At 64.4% G+C, this 14391-nt stretch carries 12 protein-coding genes; 7 read left to right on the forward strand and 5 right to left on the reverse strand.

Going from position 1 to position 14391, the window contains the following annotated elements; genetic code table 11:
- Positions 1 to 83 precede the first annotated feature (83 nt).
- From DOM54_RS04495 to DOM54_RS04510, 4 genes are all read left to right on the forward strand, one after another.
- Positions 84 to 872, forward strand: coding sequence for a glycosyltransferase family 2 protein (locus tag DOM54_RS04495; protein WP_110715205.1), 789 nt, complete (start codon positions 84 to 86; stop codon positions 870 to 872).
- Between the two features lie 4 nt (positions 873 to 876).
- Entirely contained in the window at positions 877 to 1947 is a 1071-nt protein-coding gene (locus tag DOM54_RS04500) for a glycosyltransferase (protein ID WP_110715206.1), read from the forward strand.
- A gap of 110 nt (positions 1948 to 2057) precedes the next feature.
- Positions 2058 to 3155 carry a D-alanine--D-alanine ligase gene (gene ddlA, locus DOM54_RS04505; RefSeq protein WP_110715207.1) on the forward strand — a complete coding sequence of 366 codons (1098 nt, stop codon included), beginning with the start codon at positions 2058 to 2060 and terminating at the stop codon, positions 3153 to 3155.
- Between the two features lie 125 nt (positions 3156 to 3280).
- Positions 3281 to 4843, forward strand: coding sequence for a sulfatase-like hydrolase/transferase (locus tag DOM54_RS04510; RefSeq protein WP_110715374.1), 1563 nt, complete (start codon positions 3281 to 3283; stop codon positions 4841 to 4843).
- A 171-nt stretch (positions 4844 to 5014) separates the two neighbouring features.
- On the opposite strand, the gene DOM54_RS04515 is transcribed toward DOM54_RS04510, so the two are convergent.
- The 5 genes from DOM54_RS04515 to rfaD all read right to left on the reverse strand — a co-directional run bounded on the left by DOM54_RS04515 (position 5015) and on the right by rfaD (position 10241).
- Complete coding sequence (locus tag DOM54_RS04515) at positions 5015 to 5959, reverse strand: hypothetical protein (protein ID WP_206019015.1); 945 nt, start codon at positions 5957 to 5959, stop codon at positions 5015 to 5017.
- 107 nt (positions 5960 to 6066) lie between these two features.
- Positions 6067 to 7239 carry a glycosyltransferase gene (locus tag DOM54_RS04520; protein ID WP_110715208.1) on the reverse strand — a complete coding sequence of 391 codons (1173 nt, stop codon included), beginning with the start codon at positions 7237 to 7239 and terminating at the stop codon, positions 6067 to 6069.
- Positions 7240 to 7264: 25 nt separating this feature from the next.
- On the reverse strand, positions 7265 to 8152 hold the full coding sequence (locus tag DOM54_RS04525; RefSeq protein ID WP_110715209.1) for a glycosyltransferase family A protein: 888 nt from the start codon (positions 8150 to 8152) through the stop codon (positions 7265 to 7267).
- Between the two features lie 81 nt (positions 8153 to 8233).
- Positions 8234 to 9280 carry a lipopolysaccharide heptosyltransferase II gene (gene waaF / locus DOM54_RS04530; protein ID WP_110715210.1) on the reverse strand — a complete coding sequence of 349 codons (1047 nt, stop codon included), beginning with the start codon at positions 9278 to 9280 and terminating at the stop codon, positions 8234 to 8236.
- Positions 9273 to 10241, reverse strand: a complete 969-nt coding sequence (gene rfaD, locus DOM54_RS04535; RefSeq protein ID WP_110715211.1) for an ADP-glyceromanno-heptose 6-epimerase — start codon at positions 10239 to 10241, stop codon at positions 9273 to 9275. The genes waaF and rfaD overlap by 8 nt, the downstream gene beginning before the upstream one ends.
- Positions 10242 to 10422: 181 nt before the next feature.
- On the opposite strand from rfaD, the gene glyQ reads away from it, so the two are divergent.
- The 3 genes from glyQ to gmhB all read left to right on the forward strand — a co-directional run bounded on the left by glyQ (position 10423) and on the right by gmhB (position 14269).
- Positions 10423 to 11385 carry a glycine--tRNA ligase subunit alpha gene (glyQ, locus tag DOM54_RS04540; protein ID WP_110715375.1) on the forward strand — a complete coding sequence of 321 codons (963 nt, stop codon included), beginning with the start codon at positions 10423 to 10425 and terminating at the stop codon, positions 11383 to 11385.
- 2 nt (positions 11386 to 11387) lie between these two features.
- Positions 11388 to 13454: a glycine--tRNA ligase subunit beta gene (gene glyS, locus DOM54_RS04545; RefSeq protein ID WP_110715212.1), complete on the forward strand. Its 2067-nt coding sequence runs from the start codon at positions 11388 to 11390 to the stop codon at positions 13452 to 13454.
- A gap of 269 nt (positions 13455 to 13723) precedes the next feature.
- Positions 13724 to 14269: a D-glycero-beta-D-manno-heptose 1,7-bisphosphate 7-phosphatase gene (gene gmhB / locus DOM54_RS04550; protein WP_420852731.1), complete on the forward strand. Its 546-nt coding sequence runs from the start codon at positions 13724 to 13726 to the stop codon at positions 14267 to 14269.
- The last annotated feature ends 122 nt before the right edge of the window (positions 14270 to 14391 follow it).

Raw genomic sequence — 14391 nt, forward strand, 5'->3', positions numbered from 1 at the left:
GCGGCGACGCATCGCGTGGCTCGCGATGCCCCGCCGCCGGTCGCCGAATGACGCTCCACTCCCCCAACGATCCAGGACTGCCCATGGCCGCCATTACCGGCGTGGTGATCACGCTCGACGAAGCCGACAACATCGAGGCCTGCCTGGCCTCGCTCGCGCGCGTCTGCGACGAACTGATCGTGGTCGACTCCGGGTCCCGCGACGACACCGTCGTACGGGCCGAGATGTTCGGCGCCCGCGTGATCCATCAGCCTTACCTGGGCGATGGCCCCCAGAAGCGGGTCGGACCGCAGGCCGCCAGCCACCGCTGGGTGCTGTCGCTGGACGCGGACGAGCGGCTCACCGACGAGGCCGTGGCAACGATTCGCGCACTCGACCTGGACGGCGCCGGCCACGATGCCTATGCGCTGCGCCGACGCAATTTCATCGGCAGTCGCTGGATCCGTCACTGCGGCTGGTATCCGGACTACTGCATCCGGCTGTTCGATCGCGATCGCACCGGCTTCTCCGACAGCCGCCAGCACGCGTCGGTGCCAGCGACGAATCCGCAGCGCCTGGACGCCGACCTGGAACACTATTCGTTCGCCAATCTGGCCGAACTGTTCGGCAAGGCCAGCGGCCGCTTCTCCAATCGCGCGGCCAAGATCATGTACCTCAAGGGCAAGCGAACCAACGGCTGGTCGCCGGCACTGCACGGCGCCAATGCCTTCGTGCGCAAGTACCTGTTCCAGCGTGGATTCGCCGGCGGCCTCGACGGCGTCTCGGTGGCACTGTCGGCGGCGGTCAACGCCTACCTGAAATACGCCAAGCTGCTCGAGCTGCAGCGTGATGCCAAGGTGCGCGACGCCGAAGACTTCGACCGGATCTGGTGAATCGATGGAACGTCACCCGCTGCATATTCGTCACGTCAACCTGGCCCGCGGCTTTCGCGGTGGCGAGCGCCAGACGCTGCTGCTGATCGAGGCACTGGCCCAGGTCGAAGATGCGAAGCTCGAGATCACGCAGAGCCTGGCCTGCCGGCGCGACTCGCCGATGCGCACGGCGCTGGCCGACCGGGCACTCGGCACCGAGATCGAACTGATCGACGCCGATCATGCCCTGGCCGGGCATGGCCGACACCCGCGGGCGACCCTGGTCCACGCCCACGAGGCCAAGGCGGTGCACTGGGCGTGGATCGAGCGTCGCCTGCGCGGCACGCCCTACCTCCTGACACGGCGTGTCCCCCAGCCGGTCAAGGACAAGCGCTTCAACCGTTGGACCTACCGCGCCGCGGCAAGCGCCGTGGCGATCTCGTCGGTGATCGAGCACCATCTTCGCGATCGCGACTGGTGTCCCGTCACGCGCATTCCCAGCGTGCTCTCCGGCCACCCAGGCGATCCCGCCAAGGTGGCCGCACTGCGCGAGCGTTTCGCCGGCCACCGTATCATCGGCCATATCGGCGCGCTGGTGGATCGCCACAAGGGGCAGCGGGTCCTGCTGGCGGCGGCGCGGCGACTGCGCGAGACACACCCGGACGTTCGCTTTCTGCTGCTGGGCGAAGGCGGCGACGGCGCAGCGCTGAAAGCCGAAAGCGCCGATCTGGACAACGTCATCTGGGAGGGCTTCCAGCGCGATGTCGGTGACTATCTCGAGGTGATGACCCTGTTCGCGTTCCCCTCCCGCAACGAAGGGTTGGGCTCCACCCTGCTCGATGCCATGGATCATGGCGTGGCGATCGTGGCCAGCGATGTCGATGGCATTCCCGACCTGATCGAGGACGACGTCAGCGGCCTGCTGGTGCCTGCCGGCGATGCCGATGCGCTGACGGCGGCGCTGGTCGCGCTGCTGGCGGATCCCGTCCGTCGGCAACGGCTGGCGGCCACCGCCAGCCAGCGGCTCGCCGCCTTCACCCCCGAAGCCATGGCAGCGGCCTACCTGGCGCTCTATCGCCGGATCATCGGCCGCTAGCGCGCCCTCGGCGCGGGGCGCAATACTTGCACGGCGGGATCGTGGCATCATGACGCCCGAGTGGCCGCGCCCGAGCGGCACCGAGATCGTCAGCGAAGCGGAGCATAACCATGAGCAAAATTCGGGTCGGCGTCATCTGCGGCGGCAAATCGGCGGAGCACGAGGTCTCGTTGCAGTCGGCCAGGAACATCGTCGACGCGCTGGATCGCGAGCGTTTCGAGGTCACGGTCATCGGGATCGACAAGCAGGGGCAGTGGCATATCAACGATGCCGCGGACTTCCTGCTGAACGCGGACGACCCGAGCCGGATCGCCCTCAATCCGTCCGCCGGCGATCTCGCACTGGTGCCAGGTCGCGAGCGCCAGCAGTTGATCGCCACCGAGTCGTCCCAAGGCACGCTGGGACAACTCGACGTGGTGTTTCCCATCGTCCACGGCACCCTCGGCGAGGACGGTTCTCTGCAAGGCCTGCTGCGCATGGCCAACCTGCCCTTCGTCGGCTCCGGCGTGCTCGGCTCGGCCGCCGGCATGGACAAGGACGTCGCCAAGCGCCTGCTGCGCGATGCTGGTATCCCGGTGGCGCCCTTCGTCACCCTGACCCGTCGTACGGCCGCCGAGGCCGATTTCGACACCCTCAGCGCGACACTTGGCTCGCCGCTATTCGTCAAACCCGCCAACCAGGGCTCGTCGGTGGGTGTCAGCCGGGTCGAGACCGCGCTCGAATTCCAGCAAGCGTTGGCGCTGGCGCTGGCCTTCGACCACAAGGTGCTGGTCGAATCCGCCGTGGTCGGCCGCGAGATCGAGTGCGCGGTACTGGGTAACGACGAGCCGGAGGCGAGCGTCTGCGGCGAGATCGTGGTCGAGAACGGCTTCTACTCCTATGACACCAAATACATCGACGACGACGCGGCCACCGTTGCCGTACCCGCCGACATCGAGGCCGGCGCGAGTGAAGCGATTCGCGAGATCGCGATTCGTACCTTCCAGGTGCTGGAGTGCGCCGGCCTGGCGCGGGTCGATGTCTTCCTCACCCCAGAGGGAAACATCGTCGTCAATGAAATCAACACGCTGCCGGGTTTCACGCGCATCAGCATGTATCCCAAGCTATGGCAGGCCAGCGGCTTGAACTACCCGGCTCTTGTCACCCGCCTGATCGAACTGGCCATGGCGAGACACGCCGGCGACATGGCGTTGAAGAGCGCGCGCTGAAACCGCCGGGAACTCGTCGATAACCTGCTTGTCTCGGATTGGTCATGATAGAGTCATGATGACTCCTCATGCGGTGCCTGGAATCGGCATCGAACGAATACGACGTTCACGGATCGAAGCGCGTCATGACCATCTCTCGCGACACTCGACGTTGGTGTGCACTCACCTACATCGGCCTCTGTATCGGTTACGCCATCATGGTGGTCTGGGTGCTGCCCTGGTGGACACCCCTCGTCATCGCGCTCGCCTGGCTCGCCATCGGCCATCGCTTTCATTGGGGCCACGTCTCCCAGCGCGCCACCCAGCGCAAGGCGTGGCCATGGTCCGCTCTGCCACTGGTCCTGTGGTGGGTCTATATCTACCTCGACGACAGTTTCGGCCAACTCGACCTGGGGGCCGTGATCTTCCATCTCCAGGCCGGCATCGAGGAGAACGGCAGCACTGATCGCCAGATCGCCGGGGTCCTCTACACCGTGGCCGCCATCGCCATGCTGGTCGCCGTGACCTGGCTGGTCCGGTCCGATCATCGCTGGCGCCTGTGGGAACGGGTGCTGAGCCTGTTCCTGCTGGCGTTCAATCCGCTGCTGTTCGGGTTGTCGCTGCGCGGCGCCTCGGTGATCGACGACGACGAGAGCTGGCTCGACGATCGCTACCAGCCACCCGAGATCGTCGCCGAAGCGTCCCAGCCACCCAACCTGATCTATCTCTACATGGAGAGCACCGAGCGCACCTATGGCGATACCCAGCGCTTCGGCAACGCCTACGAGGACCTTGCCAGGCTGGGCCAGGAGGGCGTGGTGTTCCATGGCGTCAAGCAGCTCGACAACACCGGCTGGACGATGGCCGGCATGGTCGCCAGCCAGTGCGGGGTGCCATTGATGCCCGCCGGGCTGATGCACGACAACCAGTTCGAGCCGCTGTCGGACGTGCTGCCGGGGGTCGACTGTCTGGGCGACCTGCTGCACGCACGGGGCTACGATCTCACCTACATGGGCGGTGCCAGCACCAAGTTCGCGGGCAAGGCGAAGTTCTATCATGGTCACGGCTTCGATACCGTCCTCGGCCGCGATGAACTGGAGGACAAGGCACCGGCCGGGTATCTCAACGACTGGGGACTCTACGACGATACGCTGCTCGACCTCGCCGAGAAGCGGATTCGACAGCTGCACGACAGCCGCAAGCCCTACGCCTTCTTCGGACTCACCCTGGCGGGCCACCCACCGTTCGGCAATCCGTCGCAATCCTGTATCGACAACCAAGGCGACTTCGACGGCACCGATATCCTCTATTCGGTCAAATGCACGGGTTGGCTGGTCAGGAATTTCATCGAGCGGCTTCGAGCCGAGGGGCTGCTGGACAACACCCTGGTGGTGGTCGCCAGCGACCATCTCTCGATGAAGAATTCGGCGTGGGAGGACCTGATCGCCGAAGAACGCGAGAACACGCTGATGATGCTGGGCAACGGCCTGCGTCCCCGCGTCATCGAACGCCCGGCAAGCATGGTCGATGTCCTGCCGACGCTGCTGGAAGCCATGGGTTATACCATCCCGAACCATCGGGCCGGGCTGGGCGTCTCGCTGTTCTCCTCGTCTCCCACCCTGATCGAGCGCTACTCGCTGGACGAGATGAACCAGCGCATGCGCAGCGAGAACCGTCTGCAGGAGCAGCTCTGGAACGGCGTCAACTGAGACGCCGGGAGTGATCCGCGTGGCTGGATTGGTCCAGCCACACCCGGGGCCGTCTGGACCATCGACGGCCTGGCCGAAGGCGGCTGAGACCGGCGCGGAGGATCGGGGGAAGCGTCTCCGTTCACGCCGGTAGGGTGAGCCTGGTGACCGGGCTGGCGCGCCAGCCGATGATCAAAGTCGCCCGGGTGAGCGCCGGCGATCTTCGGATGAGGCGTAACGGGGCCGTGGCCACTCGATCGGCCCCAGCTCGTCGCCGGGATCCAGCATCCCCGGTTCGGTTTCCGGCGCACACGAGCCCAACGCCTCGGCCACGCGAGTCAGGGCTTCCTCGCCACGGCAGTCGCCGACCACGCGTTCCCACCACTGCCGATGCACGGCGCGGACGACAACGGGTATCGACGCCAGCCCCAGACGCTGCGCCATCGCCAGCCGGTGGAGCCCCCGGTTTACCTTGAGCAACCGGCCCTCGCGGGTGACCGCAACACCCAGATCGTCCTTTCCCAGCTCGACGTCGAATCCCCGGACCGCCATGTCATCGAGGAAGCCGAGGTAGGTTCGCAGGTAGGCGAGTATCTTCTCTTCCGTGTCGAGCAGGATGCCCTGCTGGTAGGAAGACCAGGGGTGGCCCGACTCGAGCCGGGAGCGGTACTGACGAAAGCGTTCGGTCTGGGTCAGATCGCCCCGGTGCTCGTCGATATCGCTGATGAAGCGATAGCGCGAACCCCGGCGCAGATCGCCACGACTCAAATCCCAGTCACCTTCCCAGAGGAAAGCCGAGGAGGAGGGGCGCTTCCCCCCAACCCCCTTGGCGTTGAGATCGCGGATCAGCTCGCGCGGATCGACGTGGACCACCAGCGCCTCCGCCAGCCTCGCCTCGATCGAGCGCCGCGGCAGGCCGCGGCGCTCGATCCACCGGCCACCGGCCTTGCCTTGGGCCCAGCACCGGTAGAGCGCTTCTTCCAGGGGCACGCCGACGCCCCGTTGGAAACCGTCACGAAACGCCGCCTGCCACCGCGCCCGACGAACGCCCCACTTCATGCGGGGATCGTGCAGTTCGCTGAACGCGTCATCCTCGGCGGGTAGACGCGGGGAAACGGGCGAAGAGGGCCGAGACATGAGCAGTTTACACGGTCGGAGGGAAAGGAATCGGTATTATCAAACACTGTTCGTGATCGATACAGTCTAGCATACCACATTAATAAGCATGCTATGCAATTTCCTGCCTACGGCTCCTGTTCGCTCGTTGCACCAGGCGTCGTCGGCAGGTCGAGAAACTGCTGCATGATCCGGGTATCCCGAAATCGCTCGATCAACTCCGGATCGGCTGCCAGCGATGGCGGATTCGCCAGTCCTTCCCGGATCTTGGCTGCCAGTCCGGTGACGGTGTTATCGGCGATCAGGCGTGCCTGGTCATGAATCAACACGTCGCGCACACCGCCGGGACAGTCGACCGCCACGCAGGGCGTGCCGCAGATCATGCTCTCAGCCAGCACGATACCGAAGGCTTCACTGCGCGAGCTCAACACGAACAGCCGGGCGTGTTTCATCCAGGGGTAGGGATTGGGCCGGCTGCCGACGAAATGGATCCGCTCACCCGCCCCTCGCTCCGCGACCAGCGCCTCCAGGCTCTCTCGCTTGGGTCCATCGCCGACGATGACCAGATCCTCTTCGATCTCCGCCTCGAGATAGGCCAGGATCAGCCACTCCTGGCGCTTGACGTCAGAGAGCCGCGAGACGTGGACGATGAACGGCCTGGCCGGCAGCTCCACCGGCTCCTCGGCCTGGCGACGGATGGCCTCGATATCGCACGGGTTCATGATGGTCGCCCATCGATGAGGCCGAATCCCGTGATGGCCGAGCTGCTTCTCCAACTGCGCCCGCACGTTGGGGGTGTTGCAGACCACCTGCTTGCCCTCATAGAGCCGCCGGAGATAGAACCCCTTCAGCCTGCCCCCCTCGCTTCCGGGCCAGGAGACCGTCACCTGCCACAAGCGCGGATCGCGCCAGGACCAGACTGTCTCGAACGCCCCCTGTCCGCGCATGATGACGCGGTCGATCGGGCCGTGTTCGCCTTCGAGCCTGGCAACGAAACGCTGAAGGTAGCGGCCACCGTAGAAGCCGCGCCACAGGAAACCCGATCCCGGTAGCACGGGTTTCAGCAGCGCCCGCGTGACCAGGTCGTACACCAATCCCAGCCCGGTCTTGCGAAACGCCTTGTCGAAGTCGAGACGATGGACCGTCACCGCGTCGTCCGGGGCGAGTTCGTGCCCCCCCTTGAGCACCAGGACATGCACATCGTGTCCCTCCCGAGCCAGCACGTTGGCCAGATTGACCGTGACACGCTCGATGCCACCGATACTCAATTTGCGTACGACCAGCAATACTCTCTGGGTCATGAAGTCATCATCCGTGTCATGTCGTTCACTCGCGCCTTGGCGACCCACCGAATATCAGCGGCTTGAGCTCAGGATAGCGGGCGAGACAGTTGGCGAACTGCACATCGTTACCGCCGCGCTTGATATTATCTTCATGCAGTGCCGACTCCCCTGCTGCCGGGGTCGGTAGAAAGTCCACATTGTGCGGATTGATTCTGACGCAGCGCGTACCGGCCTTGAGAGAAGCCATCTTGAACCAGATGTCGTCAGCATTGGGCGCCAGAGCCCGAAAGGCCTCGACATCGAACACCATGAGGTCCAGTGCACCGGGCGGGTACAGCACGCCTCCGCTTCCGGTGGGCATCAGCGCGAAGTTGGGATGGATCGCGCCGGGGTCTCGGCGACTCTTGACCATCTGATAGGAAATTTCACCCGAGCCGGGCGAGCTCTCGCAGAGCATATGGCCGCGGTGGCAGACGATACAGCCGGGAAAGCGGGTCGCGCCGTCGACCAGCCGCCGCGCCCAATCCGAGGGATAGAGCATATCGTCGTCGGCGGTGATGATCGTGGCTGCCGGATAAGCTTCCAGCGCATGCACTAACTTGTCGTAGGAGCGGTAGTCTTCCTCGGTCACGACGATTTTCACTCCCCGTCGCACCAGCCGCTGCAACGACCCCGGCAGGCTGCCAATCGTCTCTCTATCGCGACGGGAAAGATAAAGGTGGATGTCGAAGGTGTCGAGATCCTGCTCGCAGAGGGATTCCAGTGTGGCGAAGACCTGAAGAATACGCGGCGGGTGGGTGGTCAATGAAATGATGAGCCGATCACCGCTGGAAGGGACGCGGCGAGATGACCATGGATTCTTCATTCGATAGTGCAGGAAACGAAGCGCTGATCGCAGTTTGCGTTTTCGCTTGGCAGTCAGTAGCGGCATGCTCGCTCTCGATGGATATGACGGACGATCAACGTCACGGACAGTGGACAGTAGCTAGCCGACCGGCCGCCGCTCGCGTCGTCAGCCTTGGATCGCCTGCTGAATGCTGTCAGGCAGCATCTGCTTGAGACAGTTGCGGTGCCCCAGCGGGCAAGTGCGCTCGAAACAGGGCGAGCAGGACAACGCCAGATAGTGGATATCGGCATTGTCGGTCAACGGCGGCGTATAGGCGGGCGACGACGAGCCATAGAGCGCTTGGATGCGGGTGCCGACCGCCGCGGCCACGTGCATCAACCCGGAGTCGTTGGTGACCACCTGCTCGCAGGCGGCCAACAGGTCGACGGCATCCGCCAGCCGGGTCTTGCCGCACAGATTGTGGGCATGATCCAGGTCCCGGGTGATGACGTCGCCAGCCTCGGCATCCTTGGGACCACCCAGCACCCAGACGGCGTACCCCCGCGCGATCAACGATTCGGCCAGCTCGCGGAAATAGTCGAGCGGCCACTGCTTGGCCGGGCCGTACTCCGCGCCGGGCATCATGCCGATGGCGGGCCGCTCGCCCAATGCCAGCTCGCCACGCAGCGCTGCCTGGCGCGCCGTATCGACTCGGAGCCGCGGGTGCGGCGTTTCGAAATCGCCGCTGACCGCCGCGCGGGCGTCCAGCCCCAGCGCGACGAAGCGCTTGACGGTCTGATCGAGCACCGTCTTGTCGAGCCTGCGCCGGTCGTTGAGCAGCACATAGCGCTGTTCGCCGATGAAACCCGTGCGGCGCGGGATACCGGCCAGAAACGGCACCAGTGCCGACTTCAGCGAACGCGGCAGCACGATGGCGTGGTCGAAGCGCCCCCTCAGCGAGCGTGCGACATCGCGCCGTGTCTTCCAGCCGAACTCGCCATGTTTCACGTCCAGCGCGATGGCTTCGTCGACTTCCGGCATGCGCTCGAGAATCGGCAGCGACCAGCCCGGCGCCAGCACGCCGATCGTCGCGCCCGGATGGCGCCGTTTCAGCGTGATGAACAGACTCTGTGCCATGACCATGTCGCCAACCCAGGAGGGGCCGACAACGAGAAACCGTGGCGCGGCGTCGATCTCGACGACCTTGGCGTCGGCGAGCGGCGAATCAACCATTCAGCCATTCCAGATAGGCGGAAACGCCCTCGCGCACGGTCTTGAACTCGGCGCTGTAACCGGCGTCGCGCAGGCGACCGATATCGGCCCGAGTGTAGCTCTGATAGCGCCCCTTGAGCTCGTCGGGGAAGTCGATGTACTCGATCTGCCCCTTGCCGTAGAAGTCGATCGCGGTCTCGGCAATGGCCTTGAACGGCTCGGCGCGTCCGGTGCCCAGGTTGAAGATGCCGGAGACCTCCGGGTTGTCCAGGAACCACAGGTTGACGTCGACCACGTCGCCCACATAGACGAAGTCGCGGCTTTGCATGCCGGCCTCATAGCCGTCCCAGGCGCCGAACAGCCTGGGATTCTCGCCGCGCTGCACTTGGGTGTGATGATGGTAGGCGACGCTGGCCATCTTGCCCTTGTGCTGTTCCCTGGGGCCGTAAACGTTGAAGTAGCGAAAGCCCACGACCTGGCTGTCGAAATCGTCCCAGCGCGCGCGGACATACTGGTCGAACAGCAGCTTGGAGTAGCCGTAGACGTTGAGCGGCTTCTCGTGCTCGGGCGCCTCGACGAATACTTCGCTGCCGCCGTAGGTGGCGGCGGATGACGCATAGAGGAAGGGAATCCGCTTGCTCTGGCAGTACTCGAGCAGCACCTTCGAGTATTCGAAGTTGTTCTCCAGCATGAAGCGACCATCCCACTCGGTGGTATCCGAGCAGGCGCCTTCGTGAAAGATCGCCTCGATCGGGGGCAGGCCGCCGATCCCGCCGCGCATCTCCCCGCTGAGCTCTGCCTTCACCCGGGCCAGGAAATCATCCTTGTCGAGATAGTCACCCAGCGTGCAGTCCGCCAGGTTGACGAACTTGGTGCCATCGCTGAGATCGTCGACCACCATGACGTCCTGATGGCCGCGTGCGTTGAGTGCCTTGACCAGATTGGCCCCGATGAAGCCGGCCCCGCCCGTGACAACGATCATGTCGTAACTCCTCTTCGATCGACCCGGTTATCGGGCATGACGACTCCGACCCCGCGAGTCGCCCGACGTTCGATGACACGCCGCCAACGATAGCGTCCGATCGTCGCCGGTGCCTATAACCGATTGAGCGCTAATTGTATACTTGGCGGCTCACGAATTCATGGGCAACGGTGCGCAGTCAATGACAGACTCGACGGCAGATGCGAAAACCTTTCAGGGGCTGATACTCGCCCTTCAGCAATACTGGGCGGAACGGGGCTGCGTGATCATGCAGCCACTCGACATGGAAGTGGGTGCCGGCACCTTTCATCCGGCCACGTTCCTGCGTTCGATCGGCCCGGAGAGCTGGAATGCCGCCTACGTCCAGCCGTCGCGCCGCCCCACCGACGGCCGCTATGGGGAAAACCCCAATCGTCTGCAGCACTACTACCAGTTCCAGGTGGTGATGAAGCCATCTCCGCAGGACCTTCAGGATCTCTATCTGGGATCGCTGGAGCGGCTGGGGATCGACCCGCGGGTTCACGACATCCGCTTCGTCGAGGACAACTGGGAATCCCCGACCCTCGGCGCCTGGGGACTGGGATGGGAAGTCTGGCTCAACGGCATGGAAGTGACCCAGTTCACCTATTTCCAGCAGGCCGGAGGCATCGAGTGCTATCCGGTGACCGGCGAGCTGACCTATGGACTCGAGCGGATCGCGATGTATCTGCAGGACGTCGACAGCGTCTACGACCTGGTCTGGACGATCGCCCCCGACGGCACCCGAGTCACCTATGGCGACGTCTATCTGCAGAACGAGCGCGAGCAGTCTACCTACAACTTCGAACATGCCGATGTTCCCTATCTGTTCGAGGCCTTCGATCACTGCGAGAGCGAATGCAACAAGTTGCTCGAGGCCAACCTGCCTTTACCGGCCTACGAGCAGGTACTGAAGGCTTCCCACACCTTCAACCTGCTGGATGCCCGCCACGCCATCTCGGTGACCGAGCGCCAACGCTATATCCTGAGGGTTCGCACCCTGGCTCGTGACGTCGCTCACGCCTACTACGGCTCACGGGAAGCCGCCGGCTTCCCGCTGGCACCCGAAGCGCTGCGTCGAGAGCTCACGCAGGCAACCTCGGAAACTCAACAGGGAGACGCATGAGCATGGCAGTCAACACGCTACTGATCGAACTGGGCGTCGAAGAGCTGCCGCCGGGAGCGCTGGCCAACCTCGCCTTCGCCCTGCGCGACGGTGTCGCCAAGGGGCTCGACGAGGCCGAGATTCCCCATGGTACGGCGCACGCCCTCGCCTCGCCGCGGCGTCTTGCCGTGCGCATCGAGGCGCTCGCCGACAAGCAGCCTGATCGGGAGGTCGAAAAGCGCGGCCCGGCGCTGGCAGCCGCCTACAAGGGCGGCCAGCCGACCAAGGCAGCCGAAGGTTTCGCACGCTCCTGTGGCGTCACGGTAGACGATCTGATCCACCTGGAGACCGACAAGGGCACCTGGCTCGGCTACCGTGAACGACAGCAGGGAGACACCGTCGAGACACTGCTGCCTGCTATCGTCAATGCCGCCATCAGCGCCCTGCCGGTCCCCAAGAACATGCGCTGGGGCGCCTCGCGCATCGAGTTTTCGCGTCCGGTCCACTGGCTGGTGCTGCTTTACGGCGATCAGGTCGTGCCGGCCAGCGTACTCGGCCTGGAGTCCGGTCGTACGACACAGGGGCATCGCTTCCACGCCCCGGCCCCGATCGAACTCGCCCACGCCGACGACTATGAGTCCGTGCTCGAGAATGCTTACGTGCTGGTGAGTCTGGAACGCCGTCGCGAGCGTATCCGCGAGCAGGTACTCGCCGAAGCGGAAGTGCACGACGCCCAGGCGGTCATCGACGACGATCTGCTCGAGGAGGTCAATGGCCTGGTCGAGTGGCCGGTAGCGCTCACCGGCAGCTTCGACGAGCGCTTCCTCGAGGTGCCCGCCGAGTGCCTGATCTCCTCGATGAAGGCCAACCAGAAGTACTTCCACCTGCTCGATGCCGACGGCAAGCTCAAGCCGCAGTTCATCACGCTGGCCAATATCGACAGCGAAGACCCGCAGCAGGTCATCTACGGCAACGAGAAGGTGATCCGCCCACGCCTGGCCGATGCCGCCTTCTTCTTCGAGACCGACCGTAAGAAGACACTGGAGGCCCGCCGCGAATCCCTGGCCAGCGTCGTGTTCCAGCGCGAGCTGGGATCTCTCGCCGACAAGGCCGCGCGCAGCGAGGTCGTCGCACGGTTCATCGCCGGCAAGATAGGCGGAGATTCCCAGGCGGCGGCCCGCGCCGCCCAACTGGCGAAGTGCGATCTGGTCACGGAGATGGTGCTCGAATTCCCCGAACTGCAGGGCATCATGGGCACCTACTACGCCCGTCACGACGGTGAATCGGAAGCCGTTGCCGAAGCCATCCACGAGCAGTACCTGCCGCGTTTCGCCAGTGACGGGATTCCGAGCACGCCCACCGGCATGGCGATCGCCCTGGCGGACCGCCTGGATACGTTGACCGGCATCTTCGGTATCGGCCAGCGCCCCACCGGCGCCAAGGACCCGTTTGCTCTGCGTCGTGCCACCATCGGCGTGCTCAACATCCTGATCAAGGGTGAGCTGGATCTGGACCTGCGCGAGCTGCTGGAACTTGCCGCATCCCAGCACCGGGCCCTGCCCAAGGCCGACGGCCTGGTAGACGACGTCATGGCCTATATGCTCGACCGGTTCCGCGCCTGGGCCCAGGACGAAGGCTTCCCGGTGGACGTCTACCTGGCCGTCCGGGCCCGGCCGGTGACGCGCCCGCTGGACTTCGCACGTCGTCTCCGCGCCGTCCACCGTTTCAGCCAGCGCGAAGAAGCCTCCTCGCTGGCCGCCGCCAACAAGCGGGTCTCCAACATTCTGGCCAAACAGGCACACGATGCCGGTGCCAACGTGGATGCCAAGCTCCTCACCGAGGAGGCCGAGATCGCCCTGGCCAACGCCGTCGCCGATTGCCGGAGCCAGGTCGACCCCCTATTCCGCGAAGCAGCCTACGCGGAGGCTCTCGACATTCTCGCCACCCTGAGGGCCCCGGTGGATCGCTTCTTCGACGAGGTCATGGTCGCCGTGGAGGACGACGCCGTGCGGACCAACCGACTGGCGCTGCTGGCCAGCCTGCAGGCGCTGTTCCTCGAAGTCGCCGACATCTCGGAACTGCAGCAGTAGCCGCTGGCTTCACTGTTTCACGTGAAACAGCAGGGCCCGGCGTTCTGATCTAAGATCAGGGCGCCGGGCTTTTTCGTATTCGGGCGGGGTACCGCAAAGTCCAGGCAAAAGTTTGGCCGCCCGGGACCTGAGCCCGTCGGCGCCAAGCTCAAGCCGATGTTTCACGTGGAACAAGTTCGCCATCCAGACGTATCCGTTTTTACGTTATTGTCAGCTGGTAAAATCGTGGACTCAAAGTCCTGGCCCATGGAGGCTGCAGCTTGAAGAAAGTGATCATTCTGGATCGGGACGGCGTCATCAACGAAGACTCCGACGCCTACATCAAGTCAGTGGATGAGTGGCACCCCTACCCCACGGCGTTCCAAGCCATTGCAAGGCTGGGAGCCGCGGGCTGGACGGTCGCGGTAGCAACCAACCAGTCTGGCGTTGGCCGCGGCTATTACAGCGGAGAGACCTTGACGGCCATCCATGAAACGATGCTGGAAAAGGCTCGCCTGGCCGGTGGTGAGATAACCCGAGTGCTTCACTGCCCTCATCGCCCGGAGGCCGGATGCGACTGTCGCAAGCCCAAGCCAGGCATGCTGTTGCAACTGCAGCGGGATCTCGCCATACCAAGCCTCGAGGGGAGCTGGATGGTCGGCGACAGCCTGCGCGATATTCAAGCTGGTATCGCGGCGGGCTGTCGTACGGCACTGGTAGAGACCGGCAAGGGCCAGCGCTACGTGGATCAGGTGCGATCCGCATTCCCTTCGACGTGGATATGCCACGACCTCGATGATTTCGTGACCAGGATCACTCGCGATCAGGCTGGCTAGGACCGGAACCCTTCGTGATGCCCGATCCGAGATGGTGTCCACGGCTTGTTTCACGTGAAACAGGTCACTGAGGCCAGTGGCTGTCGTCACTTTAAATCACAAACGCAACCCTCGTCCTGAAC

The organism is Salinicola acroporae (genome assembly GCF_003206615.1).
GTDB lineage: Bacteria > Pseudomonadota > Gammaproteobacteria > Pseudomonadales > Halomonadaceae > Salinicola > Salinicola acroporae.